The 17,080-nt window shown below is 65.6% G+C and carries 16 protein-coding genes; 9 read left to right on the forward strand and 7 right to left on the reverse strand.

The features are described 5' to 3' along the window. The first annotated feature begins 44 nt into the window (after positions 1–44). Positions 45–1,487 (forward strand): aminotransferase-like domain-containing protein, encoded by a 1,443-nt coding sequence (locus HV711_RS13060; protein ID WP_035478503.1) that lies wholly within the window; start codon positions 45–47, stop codon positions 1,485–1,487. 138 nt (positions 1,488–1,625) lie between these two features. Here the strand turns inward: HV711_RS13060 and HV711_RS13065 are convergent, their stop codons facing one another. The 3 genes from HV711_RS13065 to HV711_RS13075 form a co-directional block, all read right to left on the reverse strand. Continuing rightward, entirely contained in the window at positions 1,626–2,696 is a 1,071-nt protein-coding gene (locus tag HV711_RS13065; protein WP_013592075.1) for a TAXI family TRAP transporter solute-binding subunit, read from the reverse strand. A gap of 63 nt (positions 2,697–2,759) precedes the next feature. Beyond that, positions 2,760–3,803 (reverse strand): hypothetical protein, encoded by a 1,044-nt coding sequence (locus tag HV711_RS13070; RefSeq protein ID WP_013592076.1) that lies wholly within the window; start codon positions 3,801–3,803, stop codon positions 2,760–2,762. Between the two features lie 354 nt (positions 3,804–4,157). Then, positions 4,158–4,319 (reverse strand): hypothetical protein, encoded by a 162-nt coding sequence (locus HV711_RS13075; protein WP_425195030.1) that lies wholly within the window; start codon positions 4,317–4,319, stop codon positions 4,158–4,160. Positions 4,320–4,686: 367 nt separating this feature from the next. Here HV711_RS13075 and HV711_RS13080 point away from each other — a divergent pair, with 367 nt between their 5' ends. Beyond that, positions 4,687–5,226: a response regulator gene (locus HV711_RS13080; RefSeq protein ID WP_014973282.1), complete on the forward strand. Its 540-nt coding sequence runs from the start codon at positions 4,687–4,689 to the stop codon at positions 5,224–5,226. Between the two features lie 71 nt (positions 5,227–5,297). Here HV711_RS13080 and HV711_RS13085 read toward each other — a convergent pair whose 3' ends face one another. After that, complete coding sequence (locus HV711_RS13085) at positions 5,298–5,915, reverse strand: Fur family transcriptional regulator (protein ID WP_035478505.1); 618 nt, start codon at positions 5,913–5,915, stop codon at positions 5,298–5,300. Between the two features lie 157 nt (positions 5,916–6,072). After that, complete coding sequence (locus HV711_RS13090; protein ID WP_013592079.1) at positions 6,073–6,699, reverse strand: glutathione S-transferase family protein; 627 nt, start codon at positions 6,697–6,699, stop codon at positions 6,073–6,075. Between the two features lie 145 nt (positions 6,700–6,844). Here HV711_RS13090 and HV711_RS13095 point away from each other — a divergent pair, with 145 nt between their 5' ends. After that, positions 6,845–8,536, forward strand: coding sequence for an ATP-binding domain-containing protein (locus tag HV711_RS13095; RefSeq protein ID WP_035478507.1), 1,692 nt, complete (start codon positions 6,845–6,847; stop codon positions 8,534–8,536). Between the two features lie 26 nt (positions 8,537–8,562). Here the strand turns inward: HV711_RS13095 and HV711_RS13100 are convergent, their stop codons facing one another. After that, positions 8,563–9,510, reverse strand: a complete 948-nt coding sequence (locus HV711_RS13100; protein WP_028361368.1) for a phosphoribosyltransferase — start codon at positions 9,508–9,510, stop codon at positions 8,563–8,565. A 228-nt stretch (positions 9,511–9,738) separates the two neighbouring features. On the opposite strand from HV711_RS13100, the gene HV711_RS13105 reads away from it, so the two are divergent. After that, positions 9,739–10,281, forward strand: coding sequence for a putative pterin-binding protein (locus tag HV711_RS13105; RefSeq protein ID WP_035478509.1), 543 nt, complete (start codon positions 9,739–9,741; stop codon positions 10,279–10,281). Then, positions 10,251–12,107 carry an ATP-binding protein gene (locus tag HV711_RS13110; RefSeq protein ID WP_035478510.1) on the forward strand — a complete coding sequence of 619 codons (1,857 nt, stop codon included), beginning with the start codon at positions 10,251–10,253 and terminating at the stop codon, positions 12,105–12,107. Before HV711_RS13105 ends, HV711_RS13110 begins: the two co-directional genes overlap by 31 nt. Positions 12,108–12,134: 27 nt before the next feature. Here HV711_RS13110 and HV711_RS13115 read toward each other — a convergent pair whose 3' ends face one another. After that, entirely contained in the window at positions 12,135–12,989 is an 855-nt protein-coding gene (locus HV711_RS13115; RefSeq protein WP_028361370.1) for a helix-turn-helix domain-containing protein, read from the reverse strand. Positions 12,990–13,328: 339 nt separating this feature from the next. Between HV711_RS13115 and HV711_RS13120 the strand changes: the two genes are divergently transcribed. The 4 genes from HV711_RS13120 to lhpI all read left to right on the forward strand — a co-directional run bounded on the left by HV711_RS13120 (position 13,329) and on the right by lhpI (position 16,835). Then, positions 13,329–14,669 (forward strand): NAD(P)/FAD-dependent oxidoreductase, encoded by a 1,341-nt coding sequence (locus tag HV711_RS13120; protein ID WP_035478512.1) that lies wholly within the window; start codon positions 13,329–13,331, stop codon positions 14,667–14,669. A gap of 48 nt (positions 14,670–14,717) precedes the next feature. Then, positions 14,718–15,350, forward strand: a complete 633-nt coding sequence (locus HV711_RS13125; RefSeq protein ID WP_028361371.1) for a cysteine peptidase family C39 domain-containing protein — start codon at positions 14,718–14,720, stop codon at positions 15,348–15,350. 157 nt (positions 15,351–15,507) lie between these two features. After that, positions 15,508–15,771, forward strand: coding sequence for a hypothetical protein (locus tag HV711_RS13130; RefSeq protein WP_028361372.1), 264 nt, complete (start codon positions 15,508–15,510; stop codon positions 15,769–15,771). 131 nt (positions 15,772–15,902) lie between these two features. Continuing rightward, positions 15,903–16,835, forward strand: a complete 933-nt coding sequence (gene lhpI, locus HV711_RS13135) for a bifunctional Delta(1)-pyrroline-2-carboxylate/Delta(1)-piperideine-2-carboxylate reductase (protein WP_035478513.1) — start codon at positions 15,903–15,905, stop codon at positions 16,833–16,835. Positions 16,836–17,080 lie beyond the last annotated feature (245 nt).

Consider the following 17,080-nt stretch of genomic DNA (forward strand, 5'->3'; position numbering starts at 1 on the left):
TCAGTACAATTCATGCAAACTGTACCGACGAAGGAGCAGTACAGATGGCCGAGACTGCACAGAATCCGGCGATGGAAAAACCACAGGGCACGCGCGTCGGCATCGTCATGGACAATCTGCGCGAGCGCATTGCCGGCCGCTCGCTGATGCCCGGCGCACGCGTACCGTCGATCCGCGTGATGACCGACGCGCTCGGCGTATCCAAGTCGACAGTGGTGGAAGCGTATGACCGGCTGGCTGCCGAAGGCGTGATCGTCGCGCGGCGCGGCTCGGGGTTTTTCGTGTCGGGCCATGCACCGCCGCTCGCGCTTGCCGACCTCGGGCCGCGCCTCGATCGCGAGGTGGATCCGCTGTGGCTCACCCGCCAGTCGTTGCAGTCCGGCGCCAAGGTGCTGAAGCCGGGCTGCGGCTGGATGCCCGCGTCCTGGTTGCCCGAGGACGGCGTGCGCCGCGCGCTGCGAGCGGTCGCGCGCGATCCGCAGTCGCCGCTCGCCGATTACGCGAATCCGTACGGTTTGCCCGCGCTGCGTCAACAGTTGGCCTGGCGGCTCGCGCAGCACGGCGTGGACGCGCCGCCCGAGCAGATCGTGCTGACCGACGGCGGCACGCACGCGCTCGACCTCGTCTGCCGTTTTCTGCTCGAGCCGGGCGACACCGTGCTGATCGACGACCCGTGCTATTTCAACTTCCAGGCGCTGCTGCGGGCGCATCGCGCGCGCATCGTCGGCGTGCCTTATACGCCATCGGGTCCTGATCTGGCGGCCTTCGAGCGAGCGCTCGTCACGCACCGGCCGCGGCTTTATGTGACCAATTCCGCGATCCACAACCCGACGGGCGCGACGCTTGCCCCCGCGGTCGCGCATCGGCTGCTCAAGCTGGCGGGCGAACACGACCTGATGGTCGTGGAGGACGACATCTTCGCCGATTTCGAAGACGAAGCCGCGCCGCGTCTTGCCGCCTTCGACGGCCTCGCCCGCGTCGTGTCGATCGGCAGTTTTTCCAAAACGCTGTCGGCGGCCGCGCGTTGCGGCTATATCGCCGCGCGCGCCGAGTGGATCGAGCCGCTGATCGACCTCAAGCTCGCGACCTCGTTCGGCAACGGGCAACTCGCGGCGAGCGTCGTGCATCGGTTGCTGGTGGACGGTACTTACCGGCGCCATCTGGAGTCCATGCGCGCCAAGCTCGCGGATGCGATGGGCGAAACCATGCGCCGCCTGGGCTATGCGGGCCTCGACGTCTGGACGAGGCCGCGTGCCGGCATGTTCGTGTGGGCGCGCCTGCCCGATTCGCTCGATGCCGCCGACATCGCTCGCCATGCGTTAGGTGCGAATGTGGTGTTTGCGCCGGGCAACGTGTTCAGCGTGTCGCAGTCCGCCACGGGCTATTTGCGCTTCAACGTGTCGCAATGCAATCGGCCGAAAGTATATGAGGCCTTGCAGCGAGCCATGGAAAGCGCCGCCGCGCGCGCGGAGCGCGAGCGGGCGTGAGCGGGTGTGAATTGGCACTATCAGGCGTGACCAGGTGAACCGGACTTGCATGGCGCCGGGCCTGCGCAAACGCGAACGCGCCTTCGCCTGCGTCCCCGCGTCTGCGTGTGCATTCACAAGAGGCGCTGCTGTACCCATTCACTTGCACAGCAGAAGCAGGCGCTCCTGATTCGTGCAACTCGCGCGCGGTTTTTGCGCGACCTGCGCCGCGCCGTTGGCGCTCGCGCTCCGATTCGCGAGGCACGCGCGTAAATGCTTCTCGACCGGTGGGTAATATTTCCAGCCGCGCACGAGTGTCGGCAGTTCCAGCTTCACCTGCTTCCACTTCGGATGCCCGTGTTCCTGCAGATTGTCGAAATTCGCGCACAGCGAGTCGGCGAAATGATTCAGGTTGCCGACGGTATCGCGCAGACCGTAATCGTACGTGACCAGGAAGGCTTTCACCGTCAACGTGGGCACGTCTTCTTTCAGCCAGTTTGGGTAGCTCGTCGCGCGGATGGTCGCCGGAAAATAGGTTTGCTTCGCGCGCACGGTTTCCGGCGCGCTCGCATCGGCTCTCAGCAGGCGGAGCTGCTGCAGCAGTTCCGGGTTCATGTCGTTAAAGAGTTTTGCCGGTTGGCCCACGACGATGATCGCCACATCCACCTTCTTCACGATCAACGCGGCTAGCGCGTCCTCATTGCTCAGATGCTGGACGTTCTGCTCGGGAATCGGCTGGCCGAACATCAGTCGATAAAGCGTGGTTGCCGACTGCGCGGTGCCGCTGCCGAGCAGGCCCACGCTAATCGTTTTGTCCTTGATGTCGCCCAGCGTTTTCAGCGGCGAATCCGCGCGCACCACGACGTTTATCTCCTCGTCGTAGAGCGGCATGATGAGGCGCAGCGGACGAATCGCGGTGCCCGCATCAGGGTTGCCGGAGTTGGCCATGTCGATGTACGCCTGATAAACGTCGGACTGCACGAGCGCGAGCTTCACACCCGGCTCGTAGCGCATGCGCTGCACGTTTTCGGCGGAGCCCTTGGACGCCACCACGGCCAGATCGATGCCCGCCGGCTGCGCCACCCATTTCGACAGATCCTGGCCGATCTGGATATATGTGCCCCGTTCGGGGCCGGTCACGATCTTGTAATGCGCGGGTTCGGCACTGAGCAGCGAAGACGCCAGAAGCAGCGTGGCTCCAAGCCATCCCGTCAAAAATTTCTTCAGCATGGTTTGCACCTGTTTAGTCAGGGTGGCGCGGTCCGGATTGATTTTATCGATTCGGTATCCAAACTATTGATTGGCAACCTGCCGGGTGGCTTTTGTGCTCGTCGTTGACTGCGGGTTGAGCGGTGCCCAGCCGGTCTCGCGAATCACGCGTTCGAGGATCGTTTTCGCCGGATCGCTGCCGGTGTCCAGCGCGAGCGCTTCGTCCGCGTGCTCGCGCGCGCATGGCCACGATTGCTGATCGGCGCACATTTGTGCAGCCAGCAACGCGGCGTCGCGGCGCGCGGCCAGCGGCTTCAGTCTGGCTGCGAGCATCTGCGCTTCATTGCTGTCCGGTTGCAGCGCTTGCGCGGCGGCAAGAGCGGCCTGCGCCGCACTGAGGTCGTTCACGCCGAAGGCGGCGCGCGCCGCCTGCAAGGCTTGCGCGGCATCGCGGAACTGCGGCGTGGCGGGTCTGGCGGGCGCGACCGCTATCGGCACGGTCGCCGATATGGCCTGCGTCGGGTTTCGCACACTGCCGGCGCCGACGGATTTACCGGGCACGCCCGCTAGCTGCGAGTCGGCTGCCTGATCCGGCGAATATCGAGCGATGGTGCCCGTCGCCGTTCTTGCATCCTGCGCGGTTGCGGCGGCCTGCTCGCCGTTGCCGTAGCGCACGTCGCGACTCTCGTTGAGTAGCGCATAACCGACATAGGCCAGGCCCGCGGCGACAACGGCCGCGCTCGCGATCAGCACGTGCCGCACGCGCAGACCGACGCGATGAGCGAGTTCGTCGGTGTCGGTGAGAGGCAGCAGCGACGTGTCCTGCGCGACGAGCGGCGAAGGCGACGTCTGCAGCGCGCCTGCGGGAGCGAGATTCAATCCTGCATGCAGCGCGCCGCCGGGAAAGTCGGGCTCGCTGAAAGCCGGCGCGGTAAAGCTGTCGTGCAACGTCGACATGTTGAGCGTGCTCGCGCGACTCTCGTGTAACGCGGTGCGCGCGGGCGCTTCGTCGTCGAGCGGATGATAGGCGCCGCAATACGGGCAGTGTTCGAGTTGCCGGTACAACGCGCCGCCACATCGTTTGCACGGTGTCGGAAAATGATGACCAGCCAGGGTCTGAGTGGACATGCTATGGCTCCACCTGTGGAAAACAATGCCGTTACGGCATGCTCCCGATCGCGTTTGAAGCGGTGTGGGCGTCCGCGGAAAGCACGATCTACATGCGCCAGAGAGTCCGGGCAGGCAAGCGAACCTTGCAAGCCGTCGTTTTCAATATGTGGCGTTTCGAGACGCGCGTCAATGGACGATCGACCCTATGTAATGTGCGCTACCGCACATTACCAGGTAGGACGAATCATCTTGCATGTGAGGAAGACGAACGCGCGCCGGTTTTTTTATGCTAAGGCGCGCCGCGCGAAGGTGGATTTGAGGCGCGTGCAATCGGTGTTTGCATGGAGCATCCGAAGACGCGGCACAACGCAATCAACGCTGGCTCAATGGATGATCCTTGAGACACCACGCGATTGCCAACGCGAGCAGCACGACGCAAGCCGCGCACAGATACACCGTCTGCAATGCGCACGCGAAAGCTAGCCGGTAAGCGGCGCGCAAGGCGTCGGGCAACTGGCGGATTGCGCTGCTCACTCAGAGCATTAGTCCTAGGAAAGCACAGCCGGCATCTGTCTGCGTTCCCCCACTGCGCCACGTCGATGCGCGGCACATAACGTGCTACGCATGGGGTGAATGCGAACGCCGCGCAACGGGGCTGCGGGCGTCGCGGAAAAAATCTGTGCGGACAAGACGCAAAGAAGCTGCGGCGACGAGCCACGTGCAAGGCATCGCGCGCGTCGCTGTGGCCAACCGGGTGTCGGCACCGGTTGCCGTGGAAGATGGCCACCGGAGCCGTTTTTTCATTGGCGTGCAATTTTGGCGCGTTATGGTGCGCGCGTTGCGGGCGCGGTTGTTTACAATCGTGCGCCTGCAACTCGGCACATGAAATCGAGTCGGAACCATGAACAGCAACATCGCGGCCGCGCAAACCGGCGGCAAGCAGCACCCGCAGCAAAATCAACACAAGCAGCAGGGCGATACGTTGGCCGAACCTGACGGCCTAACCGGATTTTTAGAGCAACAACAGAAGATGAACGGAGCATTGAGGCTCGATCGGGCCACGATCGTGCTCGTAGAAGACGACCCGGACAGCCGGGAATCGCTGACCCTGTTGCTGGAAGCGGAAGGGGCAAACGTCGTTGCGGTGGCGGACGCCGAAGAGGGCGTCGAAGCGGCCGTCCGGCTGCTGCCCGACGCGGTGGTATGCGACCTCGAGCTGCCCGCCATGGACGGCTTTTACCTGATCCAGCGGCTGCGCGATCACGAGATTCGCGGCGATCACGCACCTTCGGTGGCGGTCGCCCTGACGGGTCATACCGACGACGCTTACCGTCTACGAAGTATCGGCGAGGGTTTCCAGCATTTCATGACGAAACCGGCCCTGCCTGAAGATCTGGTGAATTTGCTGCACGACGCTATCGGCGCACGCGCGGCGCGATAAGTGCGCCGGCGTTGAGGGCGCGGCCGCGAGGGTTAAGGGCGCCACCGCCACGCGGTTGCAGCAAACCGCCGTTATTTAGCGGCGACGGGCGCCGTTGCACCCGCTTTCGCCGCGACCGGCACTGCTTCTGCGGCCTGACACGCGGAACACAATCCCTTCAGTTCGATTTCGTCGCTGGCGACGCGGTAGCCGGCGTCTTCGATCTGCGCGATCAGCGCCTGGCGCAATTTCGGCTGATGCAGTTCAGTCACGTTGCCGCATTGCTGGCAGACCACGAGGATGCCGTGCTGGCACTGCGTCAGGTCGTGGCAGACCGTGAACGCGTTGATCGACTCGATCCGATGCACGAGTCCCGCCGAGAGCAGAAAGTCCAGCGCGCGATAAACCGTGGGCGGCGCGGAGCCCGGGTGAATCTGGCGCATTTCGTCGAGCAGCGAATACGCTTTGGTGGCGCGCCCTGAATTCAGCAGCAATTCCAACACCTTGCGGCGGATCGGCGTGAGTTTCTCGCCGCGTTCGCGGCAATATTCTTCCGCGAGGGCGAGCGCGGCTTCCGGCGACTCGCCATGCGCGTGCCCCGGCGCGTGGGCGTGGGCATGCGCGTGGGCGTCCACCGAAGCGGCGGCTCGGTCCGCTTTCGCGGGAATGGCGGAATGTGCGGCGTTCGCGGCGGGCTTGGCGTTCTTCATGGAGCGATTATAAAGGCCAACGCTCGGTTGCTGCCCGCGGCCATCGGCGGCCCGGACGGCAGCCGCGCACGCCCGGGCACCGCTCGCGCGCAGACGGTGTGCGCGGGGCGGCGGGTTCCGGCGCCGTTTATCACCGCGTGGACGGGGCAGTCCATCATCACGTCAACGGAAAGTCGACGTACTTCTTGAAACCCGAACGCGTCGCGATGCGCGAATACCAACGCTCCAGACTCGGCAACGGCGGACGCTCGATGCCGTCTACGCCGAACCAGCGTTTCGCGTACGCGCCGATCACGATGTCGGCCAGCGTGAACTTGTCGCTCTCGAGAAAAAAGCGCCCTTGCAAATGCGTGTCGAGCAGGCGCCACAGCGCGGTGACCGTGCGCACGTCTTCGGCGAGTCTGGCCGCGTCGCGCTGTTGCGGCGGCGTGCGCACGAGCGTCCAGAACACCGGCCGTTCCGCGGGCTGCAGCGTGGAGAGCGACCAGTCGAGCCAGCGGTCGACGCTCGCGCGCAGTTTCGGCTCGGCGGGATAGAGCGGGCTGCCCGCGCCGTACTGCAGCGCCAGATAGCGCAGGATCGAGTTCGATTCCCACAGCACGAAGTCGTCGTCGACCAGCGTCGGAATCTTGCCGGTTGGGTTCATCGCGAGATAGGCGGGTTCGTCGTTGCGGCCGAACTGCAGGCCCGCGTCGATGCGTTCGTAAGGCAGCACCAGTTCGTCGCAGCACCACAAGACTTTTTGCACGTTGACTGAGTTCGTGCGTCCCCAGATCGTAATCATCCGGTCAATCCTTTTTGTCGACAATTGGCAAGCCGCGCCCCGCGCGGCGTTCAACCAGTAACGATACACGATGCGCCTGCGTTTGCCTGCCCGCGGCGACCCGCGTTGCGTACAATGAGCGCACCGAAATACGACGAGGCACCGCATGGCCCGCATTGTCCCCGACGACTGGAAGAGCCTTGCCGCGACCGGCGCGGCGGCGCGCGAACGCGAGACCCTTGCGCTGCTCGAGAAGGCGCTTCCTGATAGCTACACCGTCTATCACGGCGTGCACTGGACGCGGCTGAATCAGAACTTCTCCGTATTCGGCGAAGCGGACTTCGTGATTGTCAGCCCGGCCGGGCGGGTCATGATCGTCGAACAGAAAACAGGCTTTCTGCGCGAAACGCCAAAGGGCCTCGTGAAGGTCTATCTGCAGACCGAGCGCAACGTGGCGATCGCGCTCGCGCACACCATCGAGGGTTTTCACCGGCGGTTTACCGCGGCGTTCGGCGCGGGTACGTATTTCATCGAAGAATTGCTGTACTGCCCGGACCACATCGTGAAGGACGCGGCAATTGCCGGTGTGGACCCCGCGCGCATCGTCGACGCGACCCGGCGCGACCGGCTCGCCGCGGTGATTCGCGAAGCGTTGCCCGCCGACGAGCCGCGTCTTGCCTGCGCGTCGAAAATCCATCACTTTCTGGCCGATGAGCTCGCGCTCACGCCCGATGCGAGCGCGCTCGTCGGCCAGGCCGGCACGCTCGTCACGCGGCTCGCGGGGGGCCTTGCAACATGGGCGCGGCGGCTCGAATTTTCGCCGTTCCGCCTGCGCGTGACCGGCACGGCCGGCTCGGGTAAGACGCAGCTCGCCGTGCAGGTCATGAAAGACGCGGTCGCGCGCGGCGAGCGTCCGTTGTATGTGTGCTTCAACCGGCCGCTCGCCGATCACATCGCGCGGGTTGCGCCCGAGGCGAAGGTCGCAAACTATCATCAGCTGTGCGACTGGATTGCGCGCGATGCGGGCCGTCAGCCCGATTTTCAGTCGGGCCAGGTGTTCGATCAGCTGGAGGCAATGTTCGCGCAAACGCCGATCGACGCGCGCTGGCAATTCGACGTGCTGATCGTCGACGAAGGGCAGGACTTCCAGGAGCCGTGGGTCGCGGCGCTCGAACGCCTGCTGCGTCCCGGCGGCGCGTGGTGGTGGCTCGAGGATCCGCTGCAGAATCTATATATGCGCGAGCCGGTCGCGCTGCCCGGCTGGACGACGCTGAAAGAAACCACCAACTACCGCAGCCCGCGCGACATTCTCGATTACGTGCGCGAGGTGGTCGGCGCTTCGGTGCCGAGCGCGGCGGCGCTCGCCTCCGGCAGTCCGTTCGACGGCTCGGACATATCGCTTTCCGTCTACAACGAAGCAAACGCCGCCGAGACCGCCACGGAGGCAACCAAACGCGCCATCACGCAGGCGCTTTCGCTCGGGTTTCGCAAGCAGGACATCGCGGTGCTGTCGTTTCGCGGCCGCGAGGGCTCCGCGATGACCGCGCAGGATCATCTTGGTCCGCACCGGCTGCGCAGCTTCACCGGCAAGTACGATTTATTTGGCAATCCGGAATATCGCGAAGGCGACGTGCTGTTCGAATCTATCTACCGTTTCAAGGGCCAGGCGGCGCCGTGCGTGATTCTGACCGAGGTCGATTTCGACGCCTTCGACGAGCGTAGCGCGCGCAAGCTGTTCGTCGGCGCGACGCGTGCGACGATGAAGCTGATCATCGTCGCCTCGCAACGCGCCGCGCGTCATCTGCATCTGCGCGACGCGAAGGACAGCAGGGAAACCGCCGAGGCGCGCGAAGCCTGACGCGCGCGGCAGGCGCGCACCTACCGTCACGCCCACGCGCGCGCGCCGACCAGCAGCCCCGTGCGCGTGCGGGCATCCCACCAGATCACGCGCAAGAGCGGGGCTTGCTGCGCGATCAGCAAAGCCTGCACCGGATCGCTTTCCACGAAGTGCGTGACGCCGCCCGCCAGCGCCGCGGACGCCTTGTGCGCGGCGGCGCCGGCCGGACTTTCGTCGTGCGTGCCGGGCGCGCGCATGACCAGTTGCATATGGCCGAAGCCATGCCGTTCGAGCCACGTCTCGGTGCGCGCGCGGTCCAGTTCCGGTCGCCCGGTGATGATCGTGCGAACCCGCTGCAGATCGATGCCCGGCAGCACCTCGAAGGGCAGCAGCGCGTCGCGTTCGGCCAGCGCGGCGGCGAGATCTTCGTCGTAGCGCGCGAGCGGCACGTCGGGCAGCAGAATGCCGTCGAGATCGATCGCATACGTCGCGTAGTGGTGATCGTCCGCCATCGCCGGTGCTTCGCCGGCTTCCACGCGCGCCCAGTCGTCGCGGTAACGCTGTGTGTACGCCTGGCGCTCCCACGGAAAAAGCGCGAAGTAGCCGCGCGCGTCGATGGCGTAATCGGGCTGCGTGCGGCTCAGATCGTCGACAGCGCCGGTCAGCGTCTTCACGACAAGGCCGTGCTGCTGAAGAAACGCCATGCAATCGACGAGCGTGAAACCGCGCCCCGCAATGTCCTCGCAGAGCAGCACTTTGGAGCCGGCGGGCGGAATTGGCAGCGTCGAGTCCCAGGCCACCTTGCGGGCCGCGCGGTCGTAGCGCAAAAAGGCGACCGGCGCACCGGCCGAATGGGAAACCATCAGCGCGAGCGGCGCACCGCCGCGCAGAATGCCGATCGCCATTGCAAAATCTTCGGCAAGCAAGGCGGGTTGCAGCGATTCGATCCAGTGATCGAGCTGCTCATAGGTAAGGGGCAAAACCGGCTTGTTCATAACGCTTGTTGAGTCGCGTAACGCGTGGGGAAGGCCGCCGTTCGGCGGCAAGACGCGCCTGCGCGCGCCGCGGCGGCAGACTGTCGTTTTTTCCTGCAAAGAGTTTTGACGATATTATGCATGCCGTTCGGCAATCGCGCGTCGGGGTGATGCGCGTGACGGCAAGCCGAGGCGCTGGCTCGAAACGACAGCGGCGCCGCAAAAAAACAGACCACGGAAAAAGACGCAATGAACAAAATGACGGCAACAGTGCAACGCGGACCTGGCGCGCCTGCGAGCGCGCGCTGGTTAATCGGGCTCATCTTTGCGCTCGCCGCCTGGAGCGTGCACGCGCAGACGGATTCGACCGCGCTGTCGCTCGACCTGATGGGCAAGATCGGCAAGACCAACGACGCGGCGCACCGTGCCTATCGCTTCGACGAGGCGCAACTGCTGGCGCTGCCCGCTCATTCGATCACCACCGCGACCACCTGGACACCGCGCTCGACCTTCACAGGACCGCTGCTCGCGGATATTCTGAAGACGGTCGGCGCGTATGGCACCCAGCTCGAGATCCATACGCTCGACGACTACACATACACCATCCCCGTATCGGACTGCGACCGCTATGGCGTCGTGGTGGCCTACAGCATGAACGGCCGGCGTCTGAAGATCAGCGACTTCGGCCCTCTGTTTCTTATCTATCCGCGCGATGCGTTCCCTGATGAACTCGCGGGCGCCTCGGGCGATTCGAAATTCGTATGGCAGATCAAGGCACTCATCGTCAAATAGCGCGCCGCCCGTGGCGCCGGTTTTTTTATGTGCTGATCTGGCTCACGGCGCTCGCTGCGCCCGCCGGCGCGATCGGTTATCTGCTCTACGCGAACCTGCTCAATCCGCAGACGACCGAGTCGCTGACGGGCTCGTACGACGGCTTCTACTGGGACGCGGCACAGCTGCAGATCGCCTACGCGCGGTTCGAGAACCAGTTGCTGCTCTATCAGGCGGGTGTCGACGACGATTACCAGCGGCTTACGTTGCGCTACCAGTTGCTGCAGTCGAAGCTGCACGTCATGGAAGGCTCGACACGCCGGCTCACCACGCAAGTGGCGCTCGTGCAACGGCAACTGGATGAAATTCACGCGCTCGACCGGATGCTGACCGCCCTCGCACCGGACGTCGCGGCGCTGCCGCAAGACCGGGCCGGTGTGAACCGGATCGTCGCGCAATTGCGCCAGCATTGGAACGAAGTCAATGACCTCGCGCTTAGCCGCCGTTTCGCCGATGTCGCCGACCGCGAGGCGATGAACCGCGATTTCATCGACAAGCGCCGCATGCTGTTTGCCGGCGGCCTGATCCTGCTGCTGCTGTCCGCGGCGGCGACGCTGCTGCTGGTGGTCAACGGCCGGCGCCGCACGCGTCTCATGCACCAGCAGCACGCGGCGCTCGAAGCCGAGCATCAGGCGAGCCGCGCGGCGCGCGAGGCGAGTCTTGCGAAGGATGCGTTCCTCGGCATGATCAGTCACGAGCTGCGCACGCCGTTGCATGCAATCGTCTCGTCGATCGAACTGCTGGGCTTCAACTATCACTCGGAAGCCGACCGCAAGGTAATTCAGCGGCTCGAAACCGCGGCGCGCCATCTGGAAGCCCAAATGAAGGATCTGACCGATTACGCGCGGCTCGGCGCCGGCAAGCTCGAACTGCGTCACGAGCACTTCGAGCCGCGCGAGCTGCTGGCGTCGATCGTCGACGAACATGCGATGTCCGCCGGCGCGCGCGGTCTGAAGCTGGAGAGCGAGGCGAGCGGCGTGAGCGGACTCGTCGACTCCGATCCGCATCGCATTCGCCAGATCGTGAATAACCTCGTCACCAACGCGATCCGCTATACGGAGACCGGCACGATTCGCGTGAAGCTGATGCAGCGGCCGGCGCTCCTGAGCTTCGTGGTGAGCGACACCGGGCCCGGCGTGCCGCAAGCGCAGATTCCGCTGATCTTCCAGGAGTTCACCCAGCTGGACGGCTCGCGGACGCGCCGCTTCGAGGGCGCGGGCATGGGCCTTACCATCGTGCAGGGGCTCGTGCGGCTCTTCGGCGGCACGGTGGAAGTGGCGAGCGTGGTGGGCGAGGGCACGACTTTCACGGTCACGATTCCCGTCACGCCGGTCGCGTCCGCGCCTTCGCGCGACGCAGAGGCGCAGGCCGAGCTGGGCGGCGAGCGGCCGAGCGTGCTGATCGTCGACGATAACCGGCTGATTCGCGAGTCGCTCAGCGAAATGGTCGCGCACATGGGCTACGACGCGCACGCCGCCGCCAACGCCGACGACGCGCTCTCGTGGCTCGACGCACGCCGCTGCGATGTGGTGCTGCTGGATCTGCACATGCCGGAGCGCGACGGCTACGCGTTTCTCGCCGACCTTGCCGCGCGCGGCGAGCCGGTCGCGGGCGTGCCGGTGATCGTGGTCAGCGCGTACGCCCCGGAAGCCGGCGCGAAGAAGGAAGGAGAGAGCCACGACGGGGCGGCCGCGCAGCCGTTTTTCGATGCGTTATTAAAGCCGGTGCATTACGGTGACCTGCGCAACGCGTTGCAGCGTGCGCTGGCTTCGCGGCGCGTCGTCTGAGACGGCGCCGGCAAGACCAGCATGGATTCAGGGCCGATTCAGCCGCTTCGACAGATCGGCCACCAGAATCGCCATCCGCGCGGGCTTTTCATAGCAGGCGACGTCGTAATTGCGGATCACCTGGCTGATCTCCGACTCGCTCGCCTTGCCGGTCAGCAATTCGCCGGTCAGAACGAAAATCGGCGCGTCTGGATTTTCAGACGCGCGCACCGCGCGAATCGCAGCCGCCGAGGTTTGCGCGCCGAACAGCCAGTCGATCACGATGCCGTCGAACACCTGTGTTTGCAGTTGCTCGGCAAAGGCCGCGAGTCCGTAGATGGCGACGGCGGCAAAGCCGCTGTGCTCCAGATAGTCGCGCAGATTGTCGGCGCTCGCCTGATCGTCGTCGACCACGGCGATGGTCGGCTTGTCCGTTTCCGCGCGGCGCGGATAGATCTCGATCTTGTGGACTTCGTAGGCGCTCTGGTAGAGCGCGCCGTCGTGACGCGCGACGCGCCATTGGCCGAGCTTCGAGTAGGCGACGAATTCCGGGCGGCTACCCGGTTCGAGCGCCGCGCCGACCCAGGCGGTGCACGGCAGCTCGATTGCGCCGATGCAGAACACGGCCTCCTGCGCGATGGCGCCGACCATGCCGGGATCCAGCGACTGCGCGCCGAAGAGCTGTGCGGCGGGCTCGCCGTACACCTCCGCGACCTTCTTGATTTGCGACAGGGTCCAGGGGCTGTTGCCCCGGAGCTTGCGGTGCCCCTGCGAAAAACTGAGGTCGAGGATGCGGCAAAGTTCTGTGGTTTGCTGTCGCTTGCCGATTCCATGCCGGCTCATCAACTCGCGCACGCGTTCGGCGACGGCGATGGAGTCCGGTGAGTGTGTTTCGTTGCTCATACTGCGTGAGAATCCGCCGTTCTTAAAGGGCTGTGGGGGCGATACGGCAGGCGTAACGCGGCCATGCATCATGGACACAGCGCGACGCAGCTACGCGGGGGACAGCAAATGTACCGTAAAAACGTCGCCATCAGGCTTTTTGTGCAGGTGCCGCTGCACGCGCTCAAGTCCACGCACTGTGATGCATTTGGCATAGCCCCATTTTACCGGCGAAAACGGGCCACATCCACACGGCATGCCTGCGCGGCGCCGCCCGACCGCGGTGTCATGCCGGGCGGGCATTGCGGACAGCGGTCTCGCCTGCGAAGATGATGCACACACTTAAAACCTCTTCGCCCGATGACGACGACTTATCCGCTGCACGCCGGCTTCACTTCGCCCGACCAACCGTTTCCGCGATACGCCGACGTGGTGATCGCCGGCGCCGGCATCATGGGTTGCGCGGCGGCCTACTATCTGGCGCGGCGCGGGCTCACGGTGGTCGTGCTCGACAAATCGCGGATTGCGGGCCAGCAGTCGTCGCGCGCGTGGGGCTTCGTGCGCCAGCAGGGCCGCGAGTCGGCGGAAGTGCCGCTCATGATGGCGAGCATTCCGCTGTGGGCAACGCTTGAGCGCGAACTGGACTTCGATCTGGAGTGGCGCCAGGGCGGTTGCCTTTACGTGGCTACCGGCGAGGAGGATTGGGCGTCGTTCCAGCAATGGATGGATGTGGCGCGCCAGCAAGGGCTCGACACCCGCACGCTCGACCGCAAGCAGATCGATTCGGTGGTGATGGGCATGCAAGGCCCGGCGCTCGGCGGCCTCTACACGCCGAGCGACGGTCAGGCCGAGCCGCGCCGCGCGGCTGCCGCTTTTGCTGCGCGGGCGGCGCAAGCCGGCGCGCTCTTTTTCGAAGGCTGCGGGGTGCTCGGCGTGGAGCGGGCGGCGGGCGCCGTCGCCGGAGTGGTGACCGAGCGCGGCACGGTGCGCACGTCGCGTTTTATTTGCGCGGCGGGCGCGAGCAGCTGGCGCCTCCTGAAGACATTGGGCCTCGAATTGCCGCAGCAGGCGGTGCGCGGCACATGCATGCGCACGAATCCGCTGCCGCCGGTGACCGCGTCGACCTTCTGGGGGCATGGGCTCGGCGTGCGGCAACGCGCGAACGGCGCGATCAATCTCGCCGACGACATGCAGGTCGACGTCGACATGACGCTCGGGCATTTTCGTGCGCTCAAATGGTTCCTGCCCGAGCTGTGGAGTCAGCGCGAGAAGTTCAGCTTTCATCTGAACGGCGCCTGTCTGCGCGATGTGCGGGACCGTCTGCCGGGCGTCGTGCCGGCGGCCGAGCGGCTGCTGCATCCGCGCGACCCGCATCCGCAACCGAATCCGCGCCACGCGCCGCGCGCCCTCGCGAAACTGCGCGCGCTCTTTCCCGCGTTGAAGGACGCGCAGGTGGTCGAATCCTGGGCAGGTCTGATCGACGTGCTGCCCGACGGCATTCCCGTCATCGACGCACCGCCGCAGGTCGGCGGTCTCACTATCGCGACGGGCTTTTGCGGCCATGGTTTCGCGATGGGACCGATCGTCGGCAAGCTGCTGGCGGAGATCAACGACGGCGGCAAGCCCTCGCTCGATCTGTCCGCGTTCCGCTTGCAGCGTTTTTTCGACGGCACGATGCAGCGGCCTCGCAGCATGCTGTGAGCGCGACCGCTCAGTTTCACTTTCCGCTTCTTCCTGGATCGCCTTTGCATGAATGAACCGACCTTGCGCCACGCCGGCGTTCCGTACTACACGCAGTGGGGCAGTCCCGAATGGGTTCGCCCGATTGTAGAGCGGGACGCCGACCCCTGCGACGATCCCGGCTGGCAAAGGAGCGGCTTCTCCGACCGCGAGCGCTACCGTTTCTGGGCCAAACGCCTGTGCGGGCTGACCTGCCTCGAGTCGGCGCTCGACTACTGGCGTATCGAACACCCTCCGCGCGCCGCGCTGCTGGACGAAGCGTTGCGGCACGGCGTGTATCGGCTGAGGGACGACGGCGGCGTCGACGGCCTGATCTATCGGCCGTTTGGAGAATGGGTGCGGGAGGCGTTCGGCGTGCGCGTCGACGTGCTGCCGCAGGCGTCGCTGGAAGAAATGGCCGGGCGTCTCGATGCGCACACGCTTGCCATCATCTCCGTCAGCCCGGAGATCCGCTATCCCGACGAGCCGAACCAGCGGCAGGGCGGACATCTCGTCCTGCTGCACGGGCGCGATGCCGGCGGCGTGTGGTTTCACAATCCGTCCGGCATCGAGCCGCACCAGGCCGACGTCTATCTGCCTTTCGCGACGATGACGCGTTTCTACGCCGGCCGCGGCATGACGCTCAGCCGCGGGGAGGGCTGAGCGTGCTTCGTGCCGCGCTTTACCGCCGCGCGTGAAGGCGGCGGCGCGGCAAGCCGGCAAGCCGGCAAGCCGGCAACGCGGCGAGTGCGGGCGGCGTCTGATCGGGCCCGTTTTCTGCTGGGTGGTTCGTACCGACATCAGCGATACAGGACCGGACATGAATAAAACGCACGCCCTGCTCGCCGCGAGCCTCCTCGCGCTTACCGCTGTCACCGCGGCTCATGGGGTGACCCGCGACCAGCAGGCCAAGGCCTGCCGCGGCGACGCCATGCATTTTTGCGCTGCCGAGATTCCCAACAAGGCGAAGATCACCGCCTGCATGAAGCAGCACGTCGACGAACTCAGTCCGCCATGCCGCGCGATGTTCAAGGGCGGCAAAACATCCGGGGACAGCGGCGCGAAGCAGGACGCCGCGCAGTGAGCGGGTGGATGGGCGGCGCACCGGGCATCGGCGCGAGCATCGGCGGGCTGGCGAGACGCATGCGCGGCGGTGGGGCGTCGTAGAAGCGTCGTAGAATCGGCGGTTTCGACTGCGACCACACCGATTTGTCCATGACCCGTCCGATCACGCAGATTTTCGACGCCGACGCGACCGCGCGGCTCACACCCTACGCGGCGCTCGTCGACGCGCTCAAGCGCACGAGCCTTGATTACGCCCAGCGGCGCATCGCGAGTCCGGAGCGGCTCGGCGTGCCGCTGAACGCCGGCGGCATTCTGCTGTCGATGCCGGCGGCCGCGCCCGACCTCGCAATCCACAAGCTCGTCAACGTGTGCCCGGGCAACGGCGCGCGCGGCCTGCCGACCATCCACGGTCAGGTCATGGCGCTCGACGCCGACACGGGCGAGACGCTCTTCATCCTCGACGGCCCGACGGTGACGGGGCGTCGAACCGCAGCCATGTCGATGCTCGGCGTAAGCACGTTTGCCGCCGCGGCGCCGCACGAGTTTCTGCTGATCGGCACCGGCACGCAGGCGCTCAATCATCTCGAAGCGATCGGCGAACTCTATCCGCAAGCGCGCGTGTGGGTGAAGGGCAGTGCGCCGGCGCGTGCCAAGGCGTTTTGCGCCGCGCATCAGGGCAAGGCGTTCGAGCTGCGGCCGCTTGCCGAGCCGCACGCAGCGCTGCCGGAATCGATCGAGGTTGTCATTGCGCTCACCACGAGCCGCCAGCCTGTCTACGACGAAGCGGCGCGCGCGGGGCGCCTCGTGATCGGCGTCGGTGCGTTCACGCCGGATATGGTGGAGATCGGCGCGCGGACGCTCGCGGGCAGCGCGCTTTTCGTCGACGACGAGGCCGGTGCCCGGCACGAAGCCGGCGATTTCATTCAGGCAGGCGTCGATTGGACCGGCGTGCGCGGCATCGCCTCGGTGCTCGACATGGCGGCGCCTGCGCCGCACACGCCGGTGGTATTCAAGAGCGTCGGCTGTGCGGCGTGGGATCTGGCGGCCTGCCGCGTCGCGCGCGAGGCGCTTGCGCGCGGTTGAGGAACAGCGCACTGGCAGCCCGCTTCTTGTGCCCCCGCGACGGAAAAACGCCTTTAAAACAGCGGCTTGCCGGAAGGTTTGGCATATTGCGCCAAGCTGCGGCGCATGTTGCCGTGCAAACAATCGCAAAACGTTGCACCATAGGCGTTTGCCGGAAAAACCGCCGATGCCCGCCGTGAACGCGGCGCCTGCGCTTTTTCCGCATTGGACCGGGGCCCACGGGCGGGTCCCTGGCCGCAGGGGCC

The organism is Paraburkholderia phenoliruptrix, from assembly GCF_902859825.1.
In the GTDB taxonomy this organism is placed as follows: domain Bacteria; phylum Pseudomonadota; class Gammaproteobacteria; order Burkholderiales; family Burkholderiaceae; genus Paraburkholderia; species Paraburkholderia phenoliruptrix.